The 23,665-nt window shown below is 63.9% G+C and carries 26 protein-coding genes; 16 read left to right on the top strand and 10 right to left on the bottom strand.

Annotated features, from left to right (window positions below):
* Positions 1-38: 38 nt before the first annotated feature.
* Positions 39-458: an NINE protein gene (locus ABIB24_RS11230; protein WP_013974614.1), complete on the bottom strand. Its 420-nt coding sequence runs from the start codon at positions 456-458 to the stop codon at positions 39-41.
* Positions 459-624: 166 nt separating this feature from the next.
* On the opposite strand from ABIB24_RS11230, the gene ABIB24_RS11225 reads away from it, so the two are divergent.
* Positions 625-1,260 (top strand): C40 family peptidase, encoded by a 636-nt coding sequence (locus ABIB24_RS11225; protein ID WP_025340966.1) that lies wholly within the window; start codon positions 625-627, stop codon positions 1,258-1,260.
* A 127-nt stretch (positions 1,261-1,387) separates the two neighbouring features.
* Here the strand turns inward: ABIB24_RS11225 and ABIB24_RS11220 are convergent, their stop codons facing one another.
* Positions 1,388-2,386 (bottom strand): type IV pilus twitching motility protein PilT, encoded by a 999-nt coding sequence (locus ABIB24_RS11220; protein WP_354316454.1) that lies wholly within the window; start codon positions 2,384-2,386, stop codon positions 1,388-1,390.
* Positions 2,387-2,451: 65 nt separating this feature from the next.
* Between ABIB24_RS11220 and ABIB24_RS11215 the strand changes: the two genes are divergently transcribed.
* From ABIB24_RS11215 to ABIB24_RS11175, 9 genes are all read left to right on the top strand, one after another.
* The gene (locus ABIB24_RS11215) at positions 2,452-3,138 is read left to right on the top strand and encodes a YggS family pyridoxal phosphate-dependent enzyme (protein WP_274078227.1); all 687 of its coding nucleotides are present in this window, start codon (positions 2,452-2,454) and stop codon (positions 3,136-3,138) included.
* Positions 3,139-3,176: 38 nt separating this feature from the next.
* The gene (proC, locus tag ABIB24_RS11210; RefSeq protein WP_025340969.1) at positions 3,177-3,995 is read left to right on the top strand and encodes a pyrroline-5-carboxylate reductase; all 819 of its coding nucleotides are present in this window, start codon (positions 3,177-3,179) and stop codon (positions 3,993-3,995) included.
* 10 nt (positions 3,996-4,005) lie between these two features.
* Positions 4,006-4,596 carry a YggT family protein gene (locus tag ABIB24_RS11205; protein ID WP_013974619.1) on the top strand — a complete coding sequence of 197 codons (591 nt, stop codon included), beginning with the start codon at positions 4,006-4,008 and terminating at the stop codon, positions 4,594-4,596.
* Between the two features lie 99 nt (positions 4,597-4,695).
* Complete coding sequence (gene metX / locus ABIB24_RS11200; RefSeq protein WP_013974620.1) at positions 4,696-5,835, top strand: homoserine O-succinyltransferase MetX; 1,140 nt, start codon at positions 4,696-4,698, stop codon at positions 5,833-5,835.
* Between the two features lie 7 nt (positions 5,836-5,842).
* Positions 5,843-6,463 carry a methionine biosynthesis protein MetW gene (gene metW, locus ABIB24_RS11195; RefSeq protein WP_015272149.1) on the top strand — a complete coding sequence of 207 codons (621 nt, stop codon included), beginning with the start codon at positions 5,843-5,845 and terminating at the stop codon, positions 6,461-6,463.
* 22 nt (positions 6,464-6,485) lie between these two features.
* Positions 6,486-6,920 (top strand): DUF4426 domain-containing protein, encoded by a 435-nt coding sequence (locus ABIB24_RS11190; protein ID WP_354316453.1) that lies wholly within the window; start codon positions 6,486-6,488, stop codon positions 6,918-6,920.
* On the top strand, positions 6,917-7,513 hold the full coding sequence (gene rdgB / locus ABIB24_RS11185; RefSeq protein ID WP_003257822.1) for an RdgB/HAM1 family non-canonical purine NTP pyrophosphatase: 597 nt from the start codon (positions 6,917-6,919) through the stop codon (positions 7,511-7,513). The genes ABIB24_RS11190 and rdgB overlap by 4 nt, the downstream gene beginning before the upstream one ends.
* Entirely contained in the window at positions 7,510-8,685 is a 1,176-nt protein-coding gene (gene hemW / locus ABIB24_RS11180) for a radical SAM family heme chaperone HemW (RefSeq protein WP_075046652.1), read from the top strand. The genes rdgB and hemW overlap by 4 nt, the downstream gene beginning before the upstream one ends.
* Positions 8,686-8,694: 9 nt before the next feature.
* On the top strand, positions 8,695-9,021 hold the full coding sequence (locus tag ABIB24_RS11175; protein WP_003257821.1) for a DUF3392 domain-containing protein: 327 nt from the start codon (positions 8,695-8,697) through the stop codon (positions 9,019-9,021).
* A gap of 799 nt (positions 9,022-9,820) precedes the next feature.
* On the opposite strand, the gene trmB is transcribed toward ABIB24_RS11175, so the two are convergent.
* From trmB to ABIB24_RS11155, 4 genes are all read right to left on the bottom strand, one after another.
* Positions 9,821-10,543: a tRNA (guanosine(46)-N7)-methyltransferase TrmB gene (trmB, locus tag ABIB24_RS11170; RefSeq protein ID WP_013974624.1), complete on the bottom strand. Its 723-nt coding sequence runs from the start codon at positions 10,541-10,543 to the stop codon at positions 9,821-9,823.
* 9 nt (positions 10,544-10,552) lie between these two features.
* Positions 10,553-11,347 (bottom strand): thiazole synthase, encoded by a 795-nt coding sequence (locus ABIB24_RS11165; protein WP_013974625.1) that lies wholly within the window; start codon positions 11,345-11,347, stop codon positions 10,553-10,555.
* 53 nt (positions 11,348-11,400) lie between these two features.
* The gene (gene thiS / locus ABIB24_RS11160) at positions 11,401-11,601 is read right to left on the bottom strand and encodes a sulfur carrier protein ThiS (RefSeq protein ID WP_003257817.1); all 201 of its coding nucleotides are present in this window, start codon (positions 11,599-11,601) and stop codon (positions 11,401-11,403) included.
* A gap of 103 nt (positions 11,602-11,704) precedes the next feature.
* Positions 11,705-12,076, bottom strand: a complete 372-nt coding sequence (locus tag ABIB24_RS11155) for a DUF423 domain-containing protein (RefSeq protein ID WP_015272153.1) — start codon at positions 12,074-12,076, stop codon at positions 11,705-11,707.
* A gap of 64 nt (positions 12,077-12,140) precedes the next feature.
* Here ABIB24_RS11155 and mtgA point away from each other — a divergent pair, with 64 nt between their 5' ends.
* Positions 12,141-12,851, top strand: a complete 711-nt coding sequence (mtgA, locus tag ABIB24_RS11150; protein ID WP_137162590.1) for a monofunctional biosynthetic peptidoglycan transglycosylase — start codon at positions 12,141-12,143, stop codon at positions 12,849-12,851.
* 182 nt (positions 12,852-13,033) lie between these two features.
* Here the strand turns inward: mtgA and rpoH are convergent, their stop codons facing one another.
* The 4 genes from rpoH to ftsY all read right to left on the bottom strand — a co-directional run bounded on the left by rpoH (position 13,034) and on the right by ftsY (position 17,204).
* Positions 13,034-13,888 (bottom strand): RNA polymerase sigma factor RpoH, encoded by an 855-nt coding sequence (rpoH, locus tag ABIB24_RS11145; protein WP_003249083.1) that lies wholly within the window; start codon positions 13,886-13,888, stop codon positions 13,034-13,036.
* A 111-nt stretch (positions 13,889-13,999) separates the two neighbouring features.
* Complete coding sequence (gene ftsX / locus ABIB24_RS11140) at positions 14,000-15,022, bottom strand: permease-like cell division protein FtsX (RefSeq protein WP_013974629.1); 1,023 nt, start codon at positions 15,020-15,022, stop codon at positions 14,000-14,002.
* The gene (gene ftsE, locus ABIB24_RS11135; protein WP_013974630.1) at positions 15,019-15,690 is read right to left on the bottom strand and encodes a cell division ATP-binding protein FtsE; all 672 of its coding nucleotides are present in this window, start codon (positions 15,688-15,690) and stop codon (positions 15,019-15,021) included. Before ftsE ends, ftsX begins: the two co-directional genes overlap by 4 nt.
* A gap of 2 nt (positions 15,691-15,692) precedes the next feature.
* Positions 15,693-17,204, bottom strand: coding sequence for a signal recognition particle-docking protein FtsY (gene ftsY / locus ABIB24_RS11130; protein ID WP_274078228.1), 1,512 nt, complete (start codon positions 17,202-17,204; stop codon positions 15,693-15,695).
* 230 nt (positions 17,205-17,434) lie between these two features.
* Between ftsY and ABIB24_RS11125 the strand changes: the two genes are divergently transcribed.
* From ABIB24_RS11125 to ABIB24_RS11105, 5 genes are all read left to right on the top strand, one after another.
* Positions 17,435-18,790, top strand: coding sequence for a M16 family metallopeptidase (locus ABIB24_RS11125; protein ID WP_274078229.1), 1,356 nt, complete (start codon positions 17,435-17,437; stop codon positions 18,788-18,790).
* Entirely contained in the window at positions 18,783-20,273 is a 1,491-nt protein-coding gene (locus ABIB24_RS11120) for a M16 family metallopeptidase (protein WP_274078230.1), read from the top strand. The genes ABIB24_RS11125 and ABIB24_RS11120 overlap by 8 nt, the downstream gene beginning before the upstream one ends.
* Positions 20,273-20,875: a 16S rRNA (guanine(966)-N(2))-methyltransferase RsmD gene (rsmD, locus tag ABIB24_RS11115; RefSeq protein ID WP_274078231.1), complete on the top strand. Its 603-nt coding sequence runs from the start codon at positions 20,273-20,275 to the stop codon at positions 20,873-20,875. The genes ABIB24_RS11120 and rsmD overlap by 1 nt, the downstream gene beginning before the upstream one ends.
* A 94-nt stretch (positions 20,876-20,969) precedes the next feature.
* Entirely contained in the window at positions 20,970-22,271 is a 1,302-nt protein-coding gene (locus tag ABIB24_RS11110) for a M16 family metallopeptidase (RefSeq protein WP_274078232.1), read from the top strand.
* Positions 22,264-23,637: a M16 family metallopeptidase gene (locus ABIB24_RS11105; RefSeq protein ID WP_137162596.1), complete on the top strand. Its 1,374-nt coding sequence runs from the start codon at positions 22,264-22,266 to the stop codon at positions 23,635-23,637. Before ABIB24_RS11110 ends, ABIB24_RS11105 begins: the two co-directional genes overlap by 8 nt.
* The last annotated feature ends 28 nt before the right edge of the window (positions 23,638-23,665 follow it).

Raw genomic sequence — 23,665 nt, 5'->3', positions numbered from 1 at the left:
GTGTCGCGATAGGGCTGCAAAGCAGCCCCCATGTGAACTCAACCCCGCCCCGCATTCCGCTCGGAAACCTGGCTGTTCAGCGTCCAGAAGTCATACAGCACCCCCACCAGGAACAGCCCGCCGGTAAAGAAGTAGATGATCGCGGTGATCCACTTGCCCTGATACAGCCGGTGCAGCCCAAACACCCCGAGGAAGGTCAGCAGGATCCAGGCGATGTTGTAGTCAATGCGCCCGGACTGGAACCTGAGGTCGGCTTCACGGTCCATGGACGGGATCAGGAACAGGTCGATCAACCAGCCGATACCCAGCAGGCCCAGGGTGAAGAACCAGATGGTGCCGGTTACCGGCTTGCCGTAATAGAAACGATGCGACCCGGTAAAGCCGAAAATCCATAGCAGGTAGCCAATGGTCTTGCTGTGGGTGTCGTGAAACGGCGCCCCCTGTTGATAACTGTTCATTCATAGCCCCCGTGGGTTATCCGAAAATTTTCTAAGAAAAAATGTGACTTTCTTGTCGCAGGCCGACGTACGGCACCTGGGCAATCGACCAACGGATCAAAGATTGATCAAAAAGCTGTTATAAAGTTGCGCGCCCAACACATAACTATTCATAAGAGCTTCATCTATGCCGCCTTTACTCAAGACATGGCTGACCCTCTGCCTATTATTGCCCCTGGCCGCCCACGCCACCAATCGTGAGCAACGTCTTCCCAATGGTTTTACCGGCTACACCACCAATGCCTCGGTAAGACACGCACCGGTCAAGCAGACCGCGCTGCGCACCCGCCCAAGCAATGCCGCCAGCAGCCGCAGCGTGCCCGGTGCGCCGGTCGCCGCCATGTCGCCGAAGCAGAGCAGCGATGTGCTCAGCCGTGCGGTGAATGTACTCGGCACCCCTTATGTCTGGGGCGGCAGCAGCCCGAAGAAAGGCTTCGACTGCAGCGGGCTGGTCAAATACGCCTTCAACGACGTCGCCGACGTCGACCTGCCGCGCACCTCCAATGCCATGGCCCAGGGCCATGGCGTCAAGGTAGCCAAGGGTGACCTGAAGCCAGGTGACCTGATCTTCTTCAACATCAAGAGCCGCCGGGTGAACCACGTTGCCATCTACCTGGGCAACGACCGCTTCATCCATGCTCCACGCCGTGGCAAGCGGGTAAGCATCGACACCCTGAGCAAGCCTTACTGGCAGAAGCATTACGTGGTGGCCAAGCGAGTGCTGCCGAAAGAACAGCAGCAGCTGAACCTGGCCAAGCGCTGATCTGATCGGCGCTCTCCTGTCCGGGCCTCTTCGCGGGTAAACCCGCCCCCACAGGTACACCACAGCATTCGAAGGCTGTGTTATCCATGTGGGAGCGGGTTCACCCGCGAAAGGGCCAGCACAGGCACTATAGATCGCTGATCAGCCCCCTCTCCTTCAACCCCCGCATCGCCCTTTCCATCGTCCGCATCCCGTCCGCACCACCCGCCTGCATCACCGAGCACAACTGCGCCATCCGCCCTTCCCGAACCAGGTTACGCACCGCTGACGTCACCACCAGCACTTCCCGCGCAGCAACCCGCCCACCGCCCGCACGCCTGACCAGCACCTGCGCCACCACCAGGCGCAACGACTCGGCCAGCATCGCCCGCACCAGCGGCTTCTCTTCGGCAGCGAACACCTCCACCAACCGGTCAATACTGCTCACCGCCGAACGCGTATGCACGGTCGCCAGCACCAGGTGCCCAGTCTCGGCCGCTCGCAAAGCCAGGCGAATGGTTTCCAGGTCGCGCAGCTCACCGATCATGATCACATCCGGGTCCTGACGCAGGGCACTGCGCAGCCCCTGGGCGAACCCACCGCAATGGCGGCCGACCTCACGCTGGTTGACCAGGCTGCGCTGGCTACTGTGGATAACCTCGACAGGGTCTTCGAGGGTGATGATATGCAGAGCCCGATCGCGGTTCAGTTGGTCAAGCAGTGTCGCCAAGGTGCTGGACTTGCCGCTGCCGGTCGGCCCACCCACGAGGATCAAGCCATCGCTGCACTGCGCAACAGCTTGAAACACATCCCCCAGGTCGAGTTCATCGAGCGTGGCGATATGCCACGGGATCAGGCGAAAGGTGGCCGCAGGGCCATGCAACTGGCGAAACAGGTTCAGCCGAAAGCGCCCCAGCACCGGCAATTCCAGCGCCATGTCCAGCTCATCACCCTGGGCCCACTGTCGGCGCTGGTCTTCATCCAGCATGGGTGCCATGCCCTCGGTCAAGGCGGCAGGGCCCAAGGTCGGCAGGGCCATGCGCTGCAGCTCGCCATCCAGGCGCAACATCGGTATCTGGCCCGCCGCCAGATGCAGGTCGGAAGCCCCCGCATCCACGGCCCGGGCCAACAGGTCGGTCACATCCATGAGACTCCCCAAAGGCCTTCAAGTAGGTAGAATGCCGCAAACCCCACAGCCGCCGGCATCAGTCCATGTCCACCCTAGCAGACAACCTTTCCGCTATTTCCGCCCGTATCGCCAGCGCTGCCCAGGCTGCCGGGCGTGAACCGGCCAGCGTCCAGTTGCTGGCCGTGAGCAAGACCAAGCCAGCCAGCGCCATCCGCGAGATCCACGCCGCCGGCGTGTACGATTTCGGGGAAAACTACCTACAGGAAGCGCTGACAAAGCAGCAGGCGCTCGGCGACCTGCCCTTGATCTGGCACTTCATCGGCCCCATTCAGTCGAACAAGACCAAAGCCATCGCCGAGCATTTCGACTGGGTACATTCCGTGGACCGCCTGAAAATCGCCCAACGCCTCTCGGAGCAGCGCCCGGCCGGGCTGGTGCCACTGAACATCTGTCTGCAGGTGAACGTCAGCGGCGAAGACAGCAAATCTGGCTGCGCCCCCGCCGACCTGCCGGCCCTGGCCAAGGCGGTAGCCGCGCTGCCCAGCCTGCGCCTGCGCGGGCTGATGGCCATCCCAGAACCCACTGATGACCGCGCCGCCCAGGAAGCTGCCTTCGCCACCCTGCGCCAATTGCAGGAAGGCCTTGGCCTTGGCCTGGACACCCTGTCCATGGGCATGAGCCACGACCTGGAAGCGGCCATTGCACAGGGTGCGACCTGGGTGCGTATCGGTACCGCCCTGTTCGGTGCCCGCGACTACGGGCAGCCCTGATTCCATGCTTTACTCACTCTTTCCCACAAGGACCTGACATGAGCAAGACTCGTATTGCCTTCATCGGCGCCGGCAACATGGCCGCCAGCCTGATCGGTGGTCTGCGTGCCCAGGGCCTGGACGCCTCGCAGATCCGCGCCAGCGACCCGGGCGCCGAGACCCGCAGCCGCATCCAGGCCGAGCACGGCATCGAAACCTTCGAGAACAACGCCCAGGCCATCGATGGTGCCGACGTCATCGTCCTGGCGGTCAAGCCCCAGGTCATGAAAGCCGTGTGCCAAGCCCTGCAACCAAACCTGCAGGATGGCCAGCTGATCGTTTCCATCGCCGCCGGCATCACCTGCGCCAGCCTGCAAAGCTGGGTCGGCGCTCGCCCGGTGGTGCGCTGCATGCCCAACACCCCGGCACTGCTGCGCCAAGGCGTCAGCGGCCTGTACGCCACCGCGGAAGTATCCAGCGAACAACGCCAACAGGCCGAGCAACTGCTGTCGGCCGTGGGCACCGCCCTGTGGCTGGAGCAGGAGCAGCAACTGGACGCCGTGACGGCTGTCTCCGGCAGCGGCCCGGCGTATTTCTTCCTGCTGATCGAAGCCATGACCGCGGCAGGCGAAAAGCTTGGCCTGCCACGTGAAACCGCCTCGCAGCTGACCCTGCAGACAGCCTTGGGCGCCGCACGCATGGCGGTTGCCAGCGATGTCGATGCTGCCGAACTGCGCCGCCGTGTCACCTCGCCTGCCGGCACTACCGAAGCGGCGATCAAGTCGTTCCAGGCCAGCGGCTTCGAAGCCATCGTCGAACAGGCGCTGCAGGCTGCGGCTACACGTTCCGCCGAGCTGGCCGAACAACTGGGCAAATAAGGAGCCTTAGATGAATGCACTGTCCGGCGCCGCGATCTTCGTGGTGCAAACCCTGGTCAGCCTGTACCTGGTGATCGTCCTGCTGCGCTTCGTGCTGCAGCTGGTCAAGGCCAATTTCTACAACCCGCTGTGCCAGTTCGCCGTACGCGCCACACAACCGCTGCTCAAGCCGATCCGCCGGGTCATCCCCAGCGTTGGTGGGCTGGATACCTCGTCGCTGCTGTTGTCGGTGGTCATCCAGGCGTTGCTGATGGCTTTCGTGCTGATGGTCACCTACGGCACCTTCGGTGACATCCTGCACCTGCTGATGTGGGCCATCATCGGTATCACCTCGCTGTTCCTGAAGATTTTCTGGGTGGCGATGATCGTCATGGTGATCGTGTCCTGGGTTGCTCCCAACAGCCACAACCCGGCGGCCGAACTGGCCTACCAGATCAGCGAACCGGTGCTGGCACCGTTCCGCCGCATCGTGCCCAACCTGGGCGGCATGGACATCTCGCCGATCTTCGCCTTCCTCGCGATCCAGGTAATCCAGTCGTTCGTCATGCCGCCGCTGGCCGCCTACGCCGGCATGCCACAAGAGCTGTGGCGGATGATCTGAGCCTCACCTGACCCGGGTTGCTTCCAGCGACAAGCCTCTGCTTGCCGCTGGGGGTAGCGCTCTTTAGACTTACGCCTCCGTCAAGCGTGAGCAGGGTCGATGTCCACTGTCTTTCCCGAAGATTCCGTCGGTCTGGTAGTACCGCAAACCGCCCGGTTCGATGAACCGCTAGCACTGGCTTGTGGCCGCTCCCTGGCCAGTTACGAACTGGTCTACGAGACCTATGGCACCCTGAACGCCAGCGCGAGCAACGCCGTGCTGATCTGCCATGCCCTTTCCGGCCACCACCATGCCGCTGGCTACCATGCCGCCACCGACCGCAAGCCGGGCTGGTGGGACAGCTGCATCGGCCCTGGCAAGCCGATCGACACCAACCGCTTCTTCGTGGTCAGCCTGAACAACCTGGGCGGCTGCAACGGCAGCACCGGCCCCAGCAGCATCAACCCGGCCACCGGCAAGCCCTATGGCGCCGACTTCCCGGTGCTGACCGTGGAAGACTGGGTGCACAGCCAGGTGCGTCTCGCCGAGCGCCTGGGCATCCAGCAGTGGGCCGCCGTGGTCGGTGGCAGCCTGGGTGGCATGCAGGCGCTGCAGTGGACCATCAGCTACCCCGAGCGCGTGCGCCATTGCGTCGACATCGCCTCGGCGCCCAAGCTGTCGGCACAGAACATCGCCTTCAACGAAGTGGCACGCCAGGCCATCCTCACCGACCCCGAATTCCACGGTGGTTCGTTCCAGGACCAGGGCGTGATCCCCAAGCGCGGCCTGATGCTGGCGCGAATGGTCGGCCACATCACCTACCTGTCGGACGACTCGATGGGTGAAAAATTCGGCCGCGAGCTGAAGAGCGACAAGCTCAACTACGACTTCCACAGCGTCGAATTCCAGGTCGAGAGCTACCTGCGCTACCAGGGCGAGGAGTTTTCCGGGCGCTTCGACGCCAACACCTACCTGCTGATGACCAAGGCGCTGGACTACTTCGACCCCGCCGCCGCCCAGGGCGGCGACCTGGCGGCCACCCTGGCCCACGTCAAGGCGGATTACTGCATCATGTCGTTCACCACCGACTGGCGCTTCTCCCCGGCCCGTTCGCGCGAGATCGTCGACGCCCTGATGGCCGCGCGCAAGAACGTCTGCTACCTGGAGATCGACTCGCCTTACGGGCACGACGCCTTCCTGATCCCCACGCCTCGCTACATGCAGGGTTTCTCGAACTACATGAACCGCATTGCCATCTGAGGACAGCATGAGAGCCGATCTGGAAATCATCCACGACTGGATCCCCGCCGGTAGCCGGGTACTCGACCTGGGCTGCGGCAGCGGCGAACTGCTGGCCTCGCTGCGCGACCGCAAGCAGGTCACCGGCTATGGCCTGGAGATCGACGCCGACAACATCGCCGCCTGCGTGGCCAAGGGCGTCAACGTCATCGAGCAGGACCTGGACAAGGGCCTGGGCAACTTCGCCAGCAACAGTTTCGACGTGGTGATCATGACCCAGGCCCTGCAGGCCGTGGAGTACCCCGACCGCATCCTGGACGAGATGCTGCGCGTGGGCCGCCAGTGCATCATCACCTTCCCCAACTTCGGCCACTGGCGTTGCCGCTGGTACCTGGCGACCAAAGGCCGCATGCCGGTTTCGGACTTCATGCCGTACACCTGGTACAACACGCCAAACATCCACTTCTGCACCTTCGCCGACTTCGAAGAGCTGTGCCACGAGCGCCGCGCCAAGGTGCTAGACCGCCTGGCGGTCGACCACTTGCACCGCAACGGGTGGGGTGGCCGGCTTTGGCCTAATCTTCTAGGTGAGATCGGCATCTACCGCGTCAGCAGCCCGGGCCTGCAAGAACATCAGCTCGCGGTCTGACGCCCACCGGAGGAATCACCCCATGCGTCGCCTAGCCCTGTTCCTGATCAGCCTGTGCCTGGCCCTGCCGGTACTGGCTGCCGATGCTGCCCGTCCCGAGCGCAAGGAAGTGTTTGGCGATGTGACGGTGCACTACAGCGCGTTCACCTCGAGCATGCTGACACCGGAGGTGGCCGCAGCCACCGGCCTGGTACGCAGCAAGAACCAGGGCGTACTCAACATCGCCGTGCTCAAGGCCAACAAGCCCGCCACGGCGGTGGTCAGCGGCACGGTCAAGGACCTGACCGGGCGCAGCAGCCCGCTGTCATTCAAGCAGATCACCGAACAGGGCGCGGTGTACTACATCGCCCAGTTCAAGATCGACCAGGCAGAAACCGTCACCTTCGACCTGAATATCGAAACCGGCGGCATCAGCAACTCCCTCAGCTTCAATCAGGACGTTTTCCCAGGCGAATGATGAATTTCCAGCAACTCGTATTGGCCAGCCACAACGCCGGCAAACTCAAGGAACTCCAGGCCATGCTCGGCGCGTCCGTGCAACTGCGCTCGATCGGCGAGTTCAGCCAGGTCGAGCCGGAAGAAACCGGCCTGTCGTTCGTCGAGAACGCCATCCTCAAGGCGCGCAATGCCGCACGCATTTCCGGCCTGCCGGCCCTGGCCGACGATTCGGGCCTGGCGGTGGATTTCCTCGGCGGCGCGCCGGGCATCTACTCGGCGCGCTATGCCGACGGCAAGGGTGACGCGGCGAACAACGCCAAGCTGCTCGAAGCACTGAAAGACGTGCCTGAAGCCGAGCGCGGCGCACAGTTCGTCTGCGTCCTGGCACTGGTGCGCCATGCCGACGACCCGCTGCCGATTCTGTGCGAAGGCCTGTGGCACGGGCGCATCATGTTCGAGGCCAGTGGCGAGCACGGCTTTGGCTACGACCCGCTGTTCTGGGTACCGGAGCGCAGCTGCTCCAGCGCCGACCTGGCCCCTGTGGACAAGAACCAGCTCAGCCACCGCGCCCGCGCCATGGCCCTGCTGCGCCAACGTCTGGGCCTGGCATGATCGAAACGCTGTCCACCCCCGGCGCGGCGGGCTTCACCAGCCTGCCGCCGCTGGCGCTGTACATCCACATCCCGTGGTGCGTACGCAAATGCCCTTACTGCGACTTCAACTCCCACGCTGCCGGGCCTGAACTGCCGGAAGATGCCTACGTTGCCGCCCTGCTGACCGACCTCGACCAGGAACTGGCCGCCGTGCAAGGCCGGCCGATCAGCTCGATCTTCTTCGGCGGCGGTACCCCGAGCCTGTTCAGTGCCGACGCCCTTGGCCGACTGCTGCGTGGCGTAGAGCAACGCATCCCGTTTGCGCCGGACATCGAAATCACCCTGGAGGCCAACCCGGGCACGTTCGAGCAGGACAAGTTCAAGGCCTACCGGCAAACCGGTATCAACCGTCTGTCCATCGGTGTGCAAAGCTTCCAGCCAGCCAAACTGCAGGCGCTGGGGCGTATCCACAATGGCGATGAAGCGGTCCGCGCCGCCGGCATGGCACGCGCCGCCGGTTTCGACAACTTCAACATGGACCTGATGCACGGCCTTCCCGACCAGTCGCTCGACGACGCGCTGGGCGACCTGCGCCAGGCCATCGACCTGGGGCCGACGCACCTGTCGTGGTACCAGCTGACCGTGGAGCCGAACACGGTGTTCTGGAACCAGCCGCCCGAGCTGCCCGAGGACGACATCCTCTGGGATATCCAGGAGGCCGGCCAGGCACTGATGGCCGAACACGGCTTCCGCCAGTACGAGGTCTCGGCCTATGCCCAGGCGGGGCGCGCTGCCCGGCACAACCTCAACTACTGGCGCTTTGGCGACTTCATCGGCATCGGCGCTGGTGCCCACGGCAAGCTGACCTTCGCCGACGGGCGCATCCTGCGCACGTGGAAAACCCGCCTGCCCAAGGACTACCTGAACCTGGCCAAGCCGTTCAAGGCCGGCGAAAAGCTGCTGCCAGTCGACGAGCTGCCGTTCGAGTTCCTGATGAACGCCCTGCGCCTGACCGATGGGGTGGAAGCCGAACTGTTCACCCAACGCACCGGTTTGCCGCTGGCACAACTGCGCGAGGCACGCCGCGCGGCCGAACAAAAGGGCCTTTTGCAGGTCGAACCGGATCGACTGGTGGCCACGCCGAGGGGCCAGTTGTTCCTCAATGACCTGCTGCAGTATTTCTTGACCTAAGGATGACCCATGGATCTGGTACTTGATCTGCTCGCGACGGTTTCTCGCTGGAGCCGCAGCAACCTGTCGGAGATTTCACTGGCCTTGGTAGGCTGCCTGCTGGTGCTTTTCGGCACCGATATCAAGGGCTGGGTGGAACAGCGCCTGGGCGGCCTGGCGGGCGCCCTGCGCGTACCGTTCATGGCTTTGCTGGTGATGATAGGCAGCGGTGCGGCGCTGATCTATGCCACGCCTTGGGTGGTGAAAGGGCTGAGCCAGTTCAACAACTACGCGCTGGCGCCGGTGTTGCTGGTGGTACTGGTGCTGATCGGGGTGGTGGCGGATCGACGGGGCTGAGCCACGGCCTTGCACTGAACCTTGCAGGAGCGGCCTTGTGTCGCGATAGGCCGCAAAGCGGCCCCAGCAATTGCTGCCTCACCGCTGACATCCTGGGGCCGCTACGCGGCCCATCGCGACACAAGGCCGCTCCTACAATGACCGCGTAATCTGGCGAGTACAGAGATGGGTTGTAAAAGCTGCCCCGGTGAACCAGGGCAGCCCTACCACCTGACTAGCCCTTACTGGGCATCATCGAAGTGATCGCGCATGAAGTCCCGAACGGTCTTGAGCACAGTCAAGATCCGGATGAACGTCCAAACGCGGCTCAGCGCATCAAGCAAACGCTTCATATGCCTTGGCCTCCGTGTTGGCGGGCCAATCTTCCAGCATCTAACCGGTACTTCGATGCCTTCGAAAACTGTGTGAGAGTCTTCTGTGAAGTGGCCAGGTCAATGGCCCTTCGAAGAGGTGCACCGGCACGGTTCTCAGGCCGTGTCGAAGGGGCCGGAAAGCAGAATTCTTCTCCTACCCGGCCCATCACTGATTTCATCCACACAGGAGCAGCGCGATGATACTTGGAATGCTCACCCAAGACTGTTAACCGCTCCGACACACGTGATGCCGGATATTTCTGAGCATTGACGTTCCCCCGCTACGCTGCCTATGATCAGCCAACTGTGTGAGGGTTTTCTGTGAAACCTCAGAGCGAAGGATACTCAGTCCTGTCGCTCACATAAAAAAACCGCCCTTCTCAAGGCGGTTTTTTTTCGCCTGCATTTCTGCAGGCATCGGCATATCGAAAGGCCGTATCAGCCGGTCAATCCACCTTCTCGAACTTCAAATCCCAAACCCCATGCCCCAGCCGCTCGCCGCGGCGCTCGAACTTGGTGATCGGGCGCTCTTCCGGGCGCGGCACGTAGGTACCGTCAGCCGCACGGTTGCGATAGCCCGGGGCAGCGCTCATCACTTCCAGCATGTACTCGGCATACGGTTCCCAGTCGGTGGCCATGTGGAACACGCCACCGGGCTTGAGCTTGCGTCGTACCAGCTCGGCGAACTCCAGCTGGACGATGCGGCGCTTGTGGTGGCGCGCCTTGTGCCATGGGTCGGGGAAGAACAGCATCAGGCGGTCGAGGCTGTTGTCCGCCACGCAGCGGTTCAGCACTTCGATGGCATCGCAGTCATATACCCGCAGGTTCTTCAGGCCCTGGGTCAGCACGCCGTTGAGCAGCGCGCCAACACCCGGGCGGTGTACTTCCACACCGATGAAGTCCTGTTCAGGCGCGGCAGCAGCCATTTCCAGCAGGGAATGGCCCATGCCGAAGCCGATCTCCAGGGTACGCGGCGCCGAGCGGCCGAACACCTGGTCGTAGTCCACCGGGCTGTCGGCCAGCGGCAGGATGTACAGCGGGCCGCCCTGCTCCAGGCCACGTTGCTGGCCTTCGGTCATGCGCCCGGCGCGCATCACGAAACTCTTGATGCGGCGGTGCGGGCGGGCTTCGCCGTCGGGGGTGATCGGCGTATCGTGCGATTCAGTCATCAGGGGCTCTTACTTGATCAGACCATCCAGCGGCGAAGAGGCGCTGGCATAGAGTTTCTTCGGCATACGGCCGGCCAGGTAGGCCATGCGACCGGCGACGATGGCGTGCTTCATGGCCTCGGCCATCAGCACCGGCTGCTGGGCGTGGGCGATGGCCGAGTTCATCAGCACCGCTTCACAGCCCATTTCCATGGCGATGGTGGCGTCGGAGGCGGTACCCACGCCAGCATCGACCAGCACCGGCACCTTGGACTCTTCCAGGATGATCTGCAGGTTGTAGGGGTTGCAGATACCCAGGCCGGTACCGATCAGGCCAGCCAGCGGCATGACCGCGATGCAGCCGGCTTCGGCCAGCTGGCGGGCGATGATCGGATCGTCGCTGGTGTAGACCATCACGTCGAAACCATCCTTGACCAACACTTCGGCGGCCTTGAGGGTTTCGATCACATTGGGGAACAGGGTTTTCTGGTCGGCCAGTACTTCCAGCTTGACCAGGTTGTGGCCATCCAGCAGTTCGCGGGCCAGGCGGCAGGTGCGCACGGCTTCGACCGCGTCGTAGCAGCCAGCGGTGTTCGGCAGGATGGTGTAGCGGTCCGGTGGCAGCACATCGAGCAGGTTCGGCTCGCCCGGGTTCTGGCCGATGTTGGTGCGGCGCACGGCAACGGTGACGATCTCGGCACCCGAGGCTTCGATGGCCAGGCGGGTTTCTTCCATGTCACGGTACTTGCCGGTACCGACCAGCAGGCGCGACTGGAAAGTACGCCCGGCCAGGGTGAAGGGCTTGTCGCTACGAACGTTGCTCATGGTTGTTCCTCGGGAAAAGGTTGCTGGGCTTGCAGGTGAATCGCCGGCCGGAATCAGCCGCCACCGATGGCGTGGACCACTTCGACCTGGTCGCCGTCGTTCAACAGCGTGCTGTCGTGCTGGCTACGCGGCACGATATCCAGGTTAAGTTCCACCGCGACGCGGCGCCCGGTCAGCTCCAGGCGGGCCAGCAGGGCCGCGACGCTTTCGCCAGCGGGCAATTCGTAAGGTTCACCGTTCAGTTGAATGCGCATGCGCACGGCCACCATTGTTCTTTGGGGGCCCGCATTCTAGCGCTGAACCGCCCTGCAACCCAAGGGCGCTGCACGCCATTAGTCGCGATTGTGGACCACTCGGTCAACCGAGCCGCCAGGCTGCCAGGCCCAGGCACAGCCAGCCGGCGAGGAAGCACAGGCCACCAATCGGGGTGATGATGCCGAGCTTGCCCAGGCCGCTGAGGGTCAGCAGGTACAGGCTACCGGAGAACAGTACTATCCCCACGGCAAACAGGCCGCCAGCCCAGCCGACCAGGCGCCCTGGCAGGTGCACCGAGAGCACGGCGACAGCGAAGATCGCCAGGGCATGCACCAACTGGTAGGTCACACCAGTCTGGAAGATCGCCAGATAGTCGGCCGTCAGCCGGCTTTTCAGGCCGTGGGCGGCGAAAGCGCCCAAGGCCACACCGGTGAAGCCGAAAAAGGCGGCAAGCATCAGGAAGCTGCGAAGCATGGGACGACTCCTTGGATCGGGTCTGTATAATGGCCCCTTCCACCCGTACGGCCAAGCCATCGTCATGCTGCCAACCCTTCTCCGCCGCCTCTCCCGCGCCCTGCTCTGGTTCGCTGCCGGCAGCATCGTGCTGGTGCTGGTGTTCCGCTGGGTGCCACCACCCGGTACGGCGCTGATGGTCGAGCGCAAGGTGCAGTCCTGGGTGAATGGCGAGCCGATCGACCTGCAGCGCGACTGGGAGCCGTGGGAGAACATCTCCGACGACCTCAAGGTCGCGGTCATTGCTGGCGAGGACCAGAAGTTCGCCAACCACTGGGGCTTCGACATCCCGGCTATCCAGGCGGCGCTGGCCTACAACGAGCGCGGCGGCAGCATTCGCGGTGCCAGCACCCTGACCCAGCAGGTGGCCAAGAACCTGTTCCTGTGGTCCGGGCGCAGCTGGTTCCGCAAAGGGCTGGAGGCCTGGTTCACCGCGTTGATCGAGCTGTTCTGGTCGAAGGAGCGGATTCTCGAGGTCTACCTGAACAGTGCCGAATGGGGAAAAGGTGTGTTTGGCGCCCAGGCGGCAGCGCGCTACCACTTTGGCGTCGATGCGAGCAGGCTTAGCCGCCAGCAGGCGGCGCAGCTGGCGGCGGTGCTGCCGAGCCCGATCAAGTGGAGTGCCAGCCGGCCGAGCACCTACGTGGCCAGCCGGGCCGGCTGGATTCGCCGGCAGATGAGCCAGTTGGGTGGGCCCAGCTACCTGATGCAGCTCGACACTTCGCGCAAACTTTGAGCCTTTTTGGGGCTGCTGCGCAGCCCATCGCGACACAAGGCCGCTCCTACAGGGGATCGCAGTCTCTTGTAGGAGCGGCCTTGTGTCGCGAAAGGGCCGCAAAGCGGCCCCAAAATCCCCGGCCAAAAAAAAGCCGCTCACCCTATGCGGACCAGCGGCTTTTCCTTGCAGCCAGGGCTCGATCAGGCCGCGATCAGCGCCTTGACCTTGTTCATCGCATTCTTCTCCAGCTGGCGAATCCGCTCAGCCGAAACGCTGTACTTGTCCGCCAGCTCATGCAACGTGGCCTTCTCTTCCGCCAACCAGCGCTGGTAGAGAATGTCGCGGCTACGCTCGTCCAGCCCTTGCAGTGCTTCGTGCAGGTTGCTGGTGGAGTTGTCGCTCCAGTCGGCATCCTCCAGCTGCACCGCCGGGTCGTAACGGTGGTCTTCCAGGTAATGCGCAGGCGACTGGAAGGCACTGTCGTCGTCAGCTTCCGCTGCCGGGTCGAACGCCATGTCCTGGCCGCTGAGGCGGCTTTCCATCTCGCGCACTTCACGCGGCTCTACGCCCAGGCTTTCCGCCACGCGGTGCACTTCGTCGTTGTTCAGCCAGGCCAGACGCTTCTTCTGGCTGCGCAGGTTGAAGAACAGTTTGCGCTGGGCCTTGGTGGTGGCCACCTTGACGATGCGCCAGTTGCGCAGGATGAACTCGTGGATCTCTGCCTTGATCCAGTGCACGGCGAACGACACCAGGCGCACGCCCATTTCCGGGTTGAAGCGCTTGACGGCTTTCATCAGGCCGACGTTGCCTTCCTGGATCAGGTCGGCCTGGGCCAGCCCGTAGCCGGCATAGCTACGGGCGATATGTACGACGAAACGCAGGTGGGCCATCACCATTTGACGAGCGGCCTCGACATCCTGCTCATAATAGAGACGCTCGCCCAGATCACGCTCCTGCTCGACAGTCAGCAGCGGGATGCTGTTGACCGTGTGCACGTAGGCTTCCAGGTTTGCACCGGGTACCAGGGCATAGGCAGGTTGCAACGATGTGGTCATTCAAGAACCTCCGACTTACAGAACTCGCGCCTTGTGGGCGCTGCCAACATTGACCTGGAACGACGGTACAAGTTCCATAGTGAAGAATTTGTCAATGCTGGCACGTAAAAACTATCGCGGCGCCAGCTCGTTCAAATGGCGGGCCACTGCGATCCATGCACCGATATACCCCAACAGCACCGCTCCGATCAAGAGCGACAGACCATCGGACGCCGGCACCCCGCCCAGGGCGAAGTCGCTGCCGTACAGCCCGGAAAGCCCTACCACCGCCTCGTTCAGCCAGTTCAGGCCAAACGCCAGGATGCCCCATGCGATCACCCCAGCACCCAGGCCATACAGCGCGCCCATGTACAGGAAAGGCCGGCGTACGTAGGCATCCGTGCCACCGACCAGCTTGATCACTTCGATCTCGGTACGGCGGTTTTCAATGTGTAGACGAATTGTGTTACCGATTACTAACAGCAGGGCGGAAATCAGCATCACGGCCAGGCCAAAGACAAAGCGGTCACCCAGCTTGAGGATGGCCGCCAGGCGCTCGACCCAAACCAGGTCGAGTTGCGCCACTTCCACCCGCGGCAGCTCCGACAGGCGCTGGCGCAGGGCTTCCAGGGCCGGCTTGTCGACTTCGGTAGGGGTCACCACCACCACGCCAGGCAGCGGGTTGTCAGGCAGCTCACGCAGGGCTTCGCCCAGGCCGGACTGTTGCTGGAACTCCTCCAGCGCCTGCTCGCGGCTGACATACTGCGCGTCGGCCACGCCAGGCATGCCCTTGATCTCGTCGCGCAGCGCCTCGCCTTCGCGGCTGCCTGCATCGAGCTTGAGATACAGCGAAATCTGCGCGGCGCGCTGCCACGAGCCGCCAAGCTTCTCGACGTTCTTCAGCAGCAGCGACAGGCCCATGGGCATGCTCAGCGCCACCGCCATCACCAGGCAGGTGAAGAAGCTGCCGATCGGCTGCTTGCCCAGCCGACGCAGGCTGTCGGCCATGCTGGCACGGTGGCTTTCCAGCCAGGCATGCAGCAGCGTGCGGAAATCCGGGCCGTCATCGTCGTCGTGCTTTTTCTTCGCCGGTTGCGGGTCGGCCGGTTTCGGCGCAACCCGCTCGGAAACCTTCGGCGTACGTGTAGTGCTCATTGCCCGGCCTCCCCATCGCCGATCAAGCGGCCGCGCTGCAAGGTCAGCATGCGGTGGCGCATGCGCGCAATCAGTGCCAGGTCGTGGCTGGCGATCAATACCGTGGTACCCAGGCGGTTGATGTCCTCGAACACCCCCATGATCTCCGCGGCCAGGCGCGGGTCGAGGTTACCGGTGGGTTCGTCGGCCAGCAGCAGGGCTGGCTGGTGAACGATGGCGCGGGCGATGCCTACCCGTTGCTGCTGCCCGGTGGACAGGTCGGCCGGGAACAGCTCGCCCTTGTCGGCCAGCGACACTCGCTCCAGTGCCGAGTCCACGCGCTTGGCGACCTCGGCCTTGGACAGGCCGAGAATCTGCAGCGGCAAGGCGATGTTGTTGAACACCGTGCGGTCGAACAACAGCTGGTGGTTCTGGAACACCACGCCGATCTGCCGGCGCAGGAACGGGATCTGCGAATTGCTGATCTGGCCCAGGTCCTGCCCGGCCAGCATCAGCTTGCCGCTGGTCGGGCGCTCCATGGCCAGCAGCAGGCGCAGCAAGGTGCTCTTGCCCGCGCCCGAGTGGCCGGTGACGAACAGGAATTCGCCCCGGCGCGCCCGGAAACTCAGCTCATGCAAACCCACATGACCATTGGGATAGCGCTTGGCAACCTGTTCGAATCGGATCATGTTCAGTCTCGCTCGGCGAACAGAGCCTTGACGAACGGCTCGGCTTCGAAGGTACGCAGGTCGTCGATGCCTTCTCCGACACCGATGAAGCGGATCGGCAGCTTGAACTGCTTGGCCAGGGCGAAGATCACCCCGCCCTTGGCAGTGCCGTCCAGCTTGGTCAGGGCCAGGCCGGTCAGTTCGACGCTCTGGTTGAAGTACTTGGCCTGGCTGATGGCGTTCTGGCCGGTGCCCGCATCGAGTACCAGCAGCACCTCGTGCGGCGCCTCGGCGTCGAGCTTGCCGATGACCCGGCGAACCTTCTTCAGTTCTTCCATCAGGTTGTCTTTGGTGTGCAGGCGGCCAGCGGTGTCGGCGATCAGCACGTCGACGCCACGGGCCTTGGCGGCCTGTACGGCATCGAAGATCACCGAAGCAGAGTCGGCGCCGGTGTGCTGGGCGATCACCGGGATCTGGTTACGCTCGCCCCACACCTGAAGCTGCTCGACTGCAGCGGCACGGAAGGTGTCGCCAGCAGCCAGCATCACTTTCTTGCCTTCGAGCTGCAGCTTCTTGGCCAGTTTGCCGATGGTGGTGGTCTTGCCGGCGCCGTTCACACCGACCACCAGAATCACATAGGGCTTGTTCTGCGCCTGCACCACCAGCGGCTGCTCGACCGGGCGCAGCAGCGCAGCCAGTTCTTCCTGCAGCGACTTGTACAGGGCATCGGCGTCAGCCAGCTGCTTGCGGGCAACCTTCTGGGTCAGGTTCTGGACGATGGTGGAAGTGGCTTCCACGCCAACGTCGGCGGTCAGCAGTCGGGTTTCGATTTCGTCGAGCAGGTCGTCATCGATGACCTTCTTGCCCAGGAACAGGCTGGCCATGCCCTCGCCGATGCTGGCGCTGGTCTTCGACAGGCCCTGCTTGAGGCGGGCGAAGAAGCCGGGCTTGGCCTGCTCGGCCTGCGCGGCGACCGGGGCTGCAGCCACAGGGGCAGCAGGCTCTGGTGCAGGGCGTTCCGGGATGGCGGGCGGCGCTTTCGGCTCCAGATCCGGCACCAGGGCCACGGGCTCTTCGGCAACCGGCAGCACCAGGTTGCTGACCGGCGCGACCGGCTCGACGACCGGGGCCGGCTCGACCGGGGCCGCCTGCAAGGGCATGGAAGCGACCGGCTGCGGTGCAGGTGCCACCAGTGGCTGGGACGCGACCGGCTCGGGTTCAGGGGCCTGCAACGGCTGGGAAGCAACCGGTTCGGGGACAGGGGCCTCGACCACCGGGGATTGAACGGGTGCGGCGACCTGCTGCGGTTCTGTCAGCTGTGGGGCCGCAGGGGCCTGAACGGGTTCAGGGGCCTGTGGCGCTTCGGCGGTAGCCCCTTCGACCGGAGCGGCTGCAGGCTGCTCGACGGCTGGGGGTTCATTCGCGGGCACGCCCGTTGCCACAGGTTGCTGCGGTTTCTTGCGAAACCAGCTGAACAGGCCTTTCTTCTCACCAGCCTCGGCCGGCGCTTTTTTGTCGTCGTTGGAACCAAACATGGAAGACGGCTATCTCAGGGTAGCGATGGGCCAGCTATGGCGCATCGGGAATTCTCTCTACGCAGAACAGACTATCTTGAAGCCGGCTGGTTCATGCGCAACGTTTTGTCTTAGTGTCCTGCGGGCCAGAACGGCGACAGGCATGGTCGCCAGGCAACCGGATCAGTATCCTAGCACCTCCTGGCCCGCCGACGCTAAACCAGCGGGCCGCCGAACAGGTTAAACACCGTATGAATGCTCTAGCCCGCCGCGCCGCTGGCCTGTTGCTCGGCACGCTCTGCCTGCCGCTCGCGGCCTTCGCCGCCGATGTGCAACCCACCCACGAATTCATCCTCGACAACGGCCTGAAAGTGGTCGTGCGCGAGGACCACCGCGCCCCGGTGGTGGTCTCGCAGATCTGGTACAAGGTTGGCTCCAGCTATGAAACCCCGGGCCAGACTGGCCTGTCCCACGCGCTGGAACACATGATGTTCAAAGGCAGCGCCAAGGTCGGCCCCGGCGAGGCTTCGCGCATACTGCGTGACATTGGCGCCGAAGAAAACGCCTTCACCAGCGACGACTACACCGCCTATTACCAGGTGCTGGCACGCGACCGCCTGCCGGTGGCCCTGGAACTCGAGGCCGACCGCCTGGCCAGCCTGCGCCTGCCCGCTGACGAATTCAGCCGTGAAATCGAGGTGATCAAGGAAGAACGCCGCCTGCGCACCGACGACCAGCCCAACTCCAAGGCGTTCGAGCTGTTCCGCGCCATGGCCTACCCGGCCAGCGGCTACCACACCCCGACCATCGGCTGGATGGCCGACCTGGAGCGCATGAAGGTCGAGGAACTGCGCCACTGGTACGAATCCTGGTACGCCCCCAACAACGCCACTCTGGTGGTAGTCGGCGATGTCACCGCCGATGAGGTCAAGGGCCTGGCGCAGAAGTACTTCGGCAGCATCCCCAAGCGTGCCGTGCCGCCGGCCAAGTTGCCGCTCGAACTGGCCGAACCAGGCCAGCGCCAGCTGACCCTGCACGTGCGCACCCAGTTGCCGAGCCTGATCTACGGTTTCAACGTACCTGGCCTGTCCACCGCCAAGGACCCGCGTACGGTGCATGCCCTGCGCCTGATCTCGGCGCTGCTCGACGGCGGCTACAGCGCCCGCATGCCGGCACGCCTGGAACGTGGCCAGGAGTTGGTGGCCGGTGCTTCTTCCAGCTACAACGCCTTCACCCGCGGCGACAGCCTGTTCCTGATCTCGGCCACGCCGAACGTGCAGAAGCAGAAAACCCTCGCCGATGTCGAGAAAGGCGTCTGGCAGCTACTGGATGAGCTCAAGACCACCCCACCCAGCGCCGAAGAGCTGGAGCGCGTACGCGCCCAGGTCATTGCCGGCCTGGTCTACGACCGCGACTCCATCAGCAGCCAGGCCACCACCATCGGCCAGCTGGAAACCGTCGGCCTGTCCTGGAAGCTGATCGACAGCGAGCTGGACGAGCTCAAGCGCGTTACCCCGCAGGACATCCAGAGCGCCGCGCGCACCTACTTCACCCGCGAACGCCTGAGCGTTGCCCATGTATTGCCCGAGGAGTCCGCTCATGAGTGATCGCCGCGCACCACGCCCAACCCTGCTGGCCACGGGCATCCGCGCCCTGGCGCTGGCGGCGGTGCTGGCCGCCCCGGCCATGGCCGACAACGCCGCCAAGGCCGACAGCAACGCGGCACGCCCGGCCAACACCTTGCAGTCGCTGGCCGAGCTGGATGGCAAGGCGCCCAGCCGGCGCCAGTTGAACATCCAGCACTGGAACACCGCCGAAGGTGCCCGGGTACTGTTCGTCGAGGCCCGCGAACTGCCGATGTTCGACCTGCGCATCACCTTCGCCGCCGGCAGCAGCCAGGATGGCGGAACGCCAGGCCTGGCTGCCCTGACCAACGCCATGCTCAACGAGGGCGTAGCCGGCAAGGATGTGACTGCCATCGCCGAAGGCTTCGAGGGCCTGGGCGCCGACTTTGGCAACGGCTCCTACCGCGATATGGCCGTGGCCTCGCTGCGCAGCCTCAGCGCCAAGGACAAGCGCGAACCGGCGCTCAAGCTGTTCGCCGAGGTGGCTGGCAAGCCGACCTTCCCCGAAGACGCCCTCAAGCGCATCAAGAACCAGATGCTGGCCGGCTTCGAGTATGAAAAGCAGAACCCCGGCAAGGTCGCTGGCAAGGCCCTGTTCGCCAAGCTCTACGGCGACCACCCCTACGCCCACCCGAGCGACGGCACTGCCGAAAGCATCAGCGGCATCACCCTGGCACAGCTGCGCGCCTTCCACGCCAAGGCCTACACCAGCGGCAACGCGGTCATCGCCCTGGTCGGCGACCTCAGCCGCGCCGAGGCCGAAGCCATCGCCGCCCAGGTGTCAGCCGGTCTGCCCAAAGGCCCCGCGCTGGCCGCACCGGCCCAACCCGGCGAAGCCAAGGCAGGCCTGACCCACATCGACTTCCCGTCCAAGCAGACCCACCTGATGCTGGCCGAACTCGGCATCGACCGCCAGGACCCGGACTGGCCGGCCCTGTCACTGGGCAACCAGATCCTCGGCGGCGGTGCGTTCGGCACCCGGCTGATGAGCGAGGTACGTGAAAAGCGCGGCCTGACCTACGGCGTGTACTCGGTGTTCAGCCCGATGCAGGTTCGCGGCCCGTTCATGATCAACCTGCAGACCCGTGCCGAACTCAGCGAGGGCACGCTCAAGCTGGTGCAGGATATTCTCGCCGACTACCTCAAAGCCGGCCCCACCCAGCAGGAGCTGGACGATGCCAAGCGCGAACTGGCCGGCAGCTTCCCGCTGTCCAATGCCAGCAACGCCAGCATCGTCGGCCAACTGGGTGCCATTGGCTTCTACAACCTGCCGCTGACCTGGCTGGAGGACTTCATGCAGCAGTCCCAGGCCCTCACCGTCGAGCAGGTAAGAACGGCCATGAACAAACACCTGTCAGCCGATAAACTGGTGATCGTCACCGCTGGCCCGAAAGTGCCGCAAAAACCGCTGCCAGCACCCACTGACAAGCCCTCCGAGCAGCCGCTCGGGGTACCGGAGCACTAATGCCAAGATCCACCCCTCCCGCCCGCCCGCAACCGGGCCAAAGCAAGGGCCAGGGCCACCTGCGCATCATCGCCGGCGAATGGCGCAGCCGCCGTCTGGCGGTGCCGGAAGGCGAAGGCCTGCGGCCAACGCCCGACCGTGTGCGCGAAACCCTGTTCAACTGGCTGGCGCCCTATATCGAGGGTGCCCGCGTGCTGGACGCCTTCACCGGCAGCGGCGCCCTGGTGCTCGAAGCCCTGTCCCGCGGGGCCGAGGACGCCGTCGCGCTGGACAGCAATCCGGCTGCCATCGCCAACCTGAAGAACAACCTCGAGATCCTGCGCTGCCCGCGCGGGCAGATCCTGCAGACCGACGCCCTGCGCTATCTGCAAGGCCCGGCCAAGCAGCAGTTCGACGTGGTGTTCCTCGACCCGCCGTTCCACCAGGACCTGCTGGCCGACACCTGCAACCTGTTGGAGAAGAACCAGTGGCTGCGGGAACAGGCATGGGTCTATACCGAAAGCGAGGCGGCACCATCGACCTTGCAGTTACCAGGCAACTGGCGCCTGCACCGCGAGAAGAAGACCGGCCAGGTGCACTACGCACTTTGGCAACGGGGTTGATCCGCTAAGCCTGAGTTTGCCGTATTTAGTTACCACAAACTCATCGCCTTCATGGCTGAAGCTGCTCCTCCAATTTTGCAGGAGCACTTCAACCATGACCGACCACCCCGCCCCACCCGCGCTGGCAGGCTCGGTGTACACCTTCACCCTCGCCAACGGCCTGCGCGTCTACCTGCGTGAAGACAACCGCGCGCCGCTGGTCAGCGTGCAGCTGTGGTACCACGTAGGCTCCAGCTACGAGCCTGAGGGCCACACCGGCCTGTCCCACGCCCTGGAGCATCTGCTGTTCGAGGGCAGCAGCAAACTGGCTCCAGGCCAGTATTCAGCCCTCATGAGCCGCCTGGGCGGTGACCCAAATGCCTTTACCTACCCCGATGCCACGGTCTTTCCGCTGACTTTGCCACGCAACCGCCTGGAAATTGCCTTGGAGGCGCTGGCCGACGTCATGGCCAGCGCCACCCTCAGCGACATGCCTTTTGCCCGTGAACTGGCAGTAGTCATGGCCGAGCGCCGCGAGGATATCGACAACAGCCCCTTGGCACTGGCAGTGGAACATCACCAGTTGCTGGTCTATGGCAACAGCGGCTATGGCAACCCCGTGACCGGCCACAAGACCGACCTCGACCATATGACCCCGACGGCGGCGCGCACCTGGTACCAGACCTGGTACCACCCCAACAATGCCACGCTCGCCGTGGCTGGTGACATTGCCCTGGCCCAGCTGCAAAAGCTGGTTACACGGCACTTTGCAGCGATCCCCGCCAACCGCCTGCCAACACGGCAAAAACCCACAATGCCTTCTGGGCAGGTTCGGCGCAGCCAGACCCTGCGCTGGCATGGCCTGAACACCGGCGTGCTCATCAGCTTCAACCTTCCCAGCCAATGCACCGCCCGCTCTGGCTCACAAGCCTGCGCACTGCGCCTGCTGCCGGACATTCTTGCTGAAGGCCACGCCAGCACGCTGCAGCGCCTGTTGATACAAGACACTCCGCTGCTACAGGGCCTGAGAGCGACCTATGAGCCATGGCAGCGCGGTGACAGCCTGCTGACCTTGTACGCGTTCTGCAGCCCGCAGGTTACGCCGGAGGCAGCAGCCGAAAGGCTGATGCAGGAAATCGAAGCGTTCCGCCAGTCGGCCCCCTCCAAGGAAGATCTTCAACGCGCCAAGGCTCGCCTGCTGGCCAGGCAACTATTCGCAAGAGACGACATCGGCAAACAGGCAGAGGCCATCGGCAAACAGGCCGCCTGCGGTCTGGACCCCGTTGCCCTGGACGATGAGCGACAAGCCATCGAAGCCGTGACAGCCGAGCAGGTAGGCCTGATTGCGCTGGAATTCCTGACTGAAGCCCGTGCGGCCTTCACCTTCATGCACCACAAGGAAAGTACCGATGAATGACAAGATCGCGAGCATCCCGCAACCGGCTGTAGCCAACGGAAGTCACAGTGGTCTGGTCTCGGTCCAAGGCGTTGATCTGGACCAGCTCGAAACCCCTCAGACGCAGGTGCAGGCGTGGACCACGGAAGCAGGTACAGGCGTGAAGTTCGTCGAAGCCCGCGGGCTGCCTATCGTCGATGTGGTCTTGCGGTTCAAGGCAGGCACGGCCCAGGACACCTTGCAACCCGGCCTGGCAGCCTTGACGCTGTACATGCTCGACGAGGGCAGCCGGCGCTATACCAGCGCCAGGCAAGCTGAGGGCATGGAGCGCCTGGGCGCGATCATGGAAAAGCAGATACGCCTGGAGCATGCAACGCTGAGCCTGCGCAGCGTGAGCACGAAAACGATACTCACACCAGCCCTGGACCTGTTTACCGACCTTGTGGCAAACCCGGCTTTCCCCGCGCCTGCCCTGGAAAAGATCAAGCGCCAGCTCGTGCAGCACAACGCATCCCGCGAACGGCGCCCCAGGCTCAGGGCGCGTAGCGAGGCGTTTCGCCATCTGTTCCAGGGCCATCCCTATGGCAACCCGCTGGGCAGCACCATTCAAGGCGTGAACGCCGTCAGCCCTGAAGACTTGCGGGCATTCCACCAACGCGCCTACAGCGCCAGCAACCTGGAAATGGTGCTTGTCGGGGACCTGACCCTGAGCGAGGCGCAAGCCATCGCGCAACAGATCAGCCAAGCCCTGCCGCAAGGCTGGTCCGCCGCTGACCTGCCAGCCGTTCCGGAAGCTACCCATGCAACCATCAACGTCGAACAGCCCGGCAACAGCAGCGCAGTGCTGCTGGCATTGCCCATGAACGTTCCCGCCAATGACCCGGATTTCCCAGCCATTGTGCTAGCCAGTGAAGTGTTGGCTTCAGGCCTTGAATCGCGCCTGATGGTGGAACTGCGCCAACGTCGCGGGTTGACCTACGGCATCTACAGCCGCGCTTCGCCGTTGAGTGCCGGCGGGCTGTTCACCATAGAGTGGGACATCGCGCCACGGTACGTGCAATGCTCGCAGGAACTGGTAGCAACCTTGCTGTGCGATTTCATCGAGCAAGGGCCAACCAAGGCCGAACTGCAGCTGGCGTGCAAACAGCTGGCCGGGCAATTACTGCGTGGTGTGGCGCAAAACAACAGCCTGGCAGCATTGCTGACGGAGATAACCCACCAACATCAGCCTGCAGACCACCTGAACAGCTACATCGAGCGCATCGGTAGGCTGAGCCCGGCAGATATCTGCGCGGCGATGCAAGACCGTCTCGACTTGAACTGCGAGGTACTGGTCAGTGTCGGCCCACGTGTCGACCAGCAACCGCTGCCAGCCACCGACCAATAGCGCAGGTACAGTGGCGTTGTTTCATGGC

This window comes from Pseudomonas sp. UYEF17 (assembly GCF_040546125.1).
Classification (GTDB): domain Bacteria; phylum Pseudomonadota; class Gammaproteobacteria; order Pseudomonadales; family Pseudomonadaceae; genus Aquipseudomonas; species Aquipseudomonas putida_Z.
This window is presented reverse-complemented; position numbering and strand designations above follow the sequence as displayed.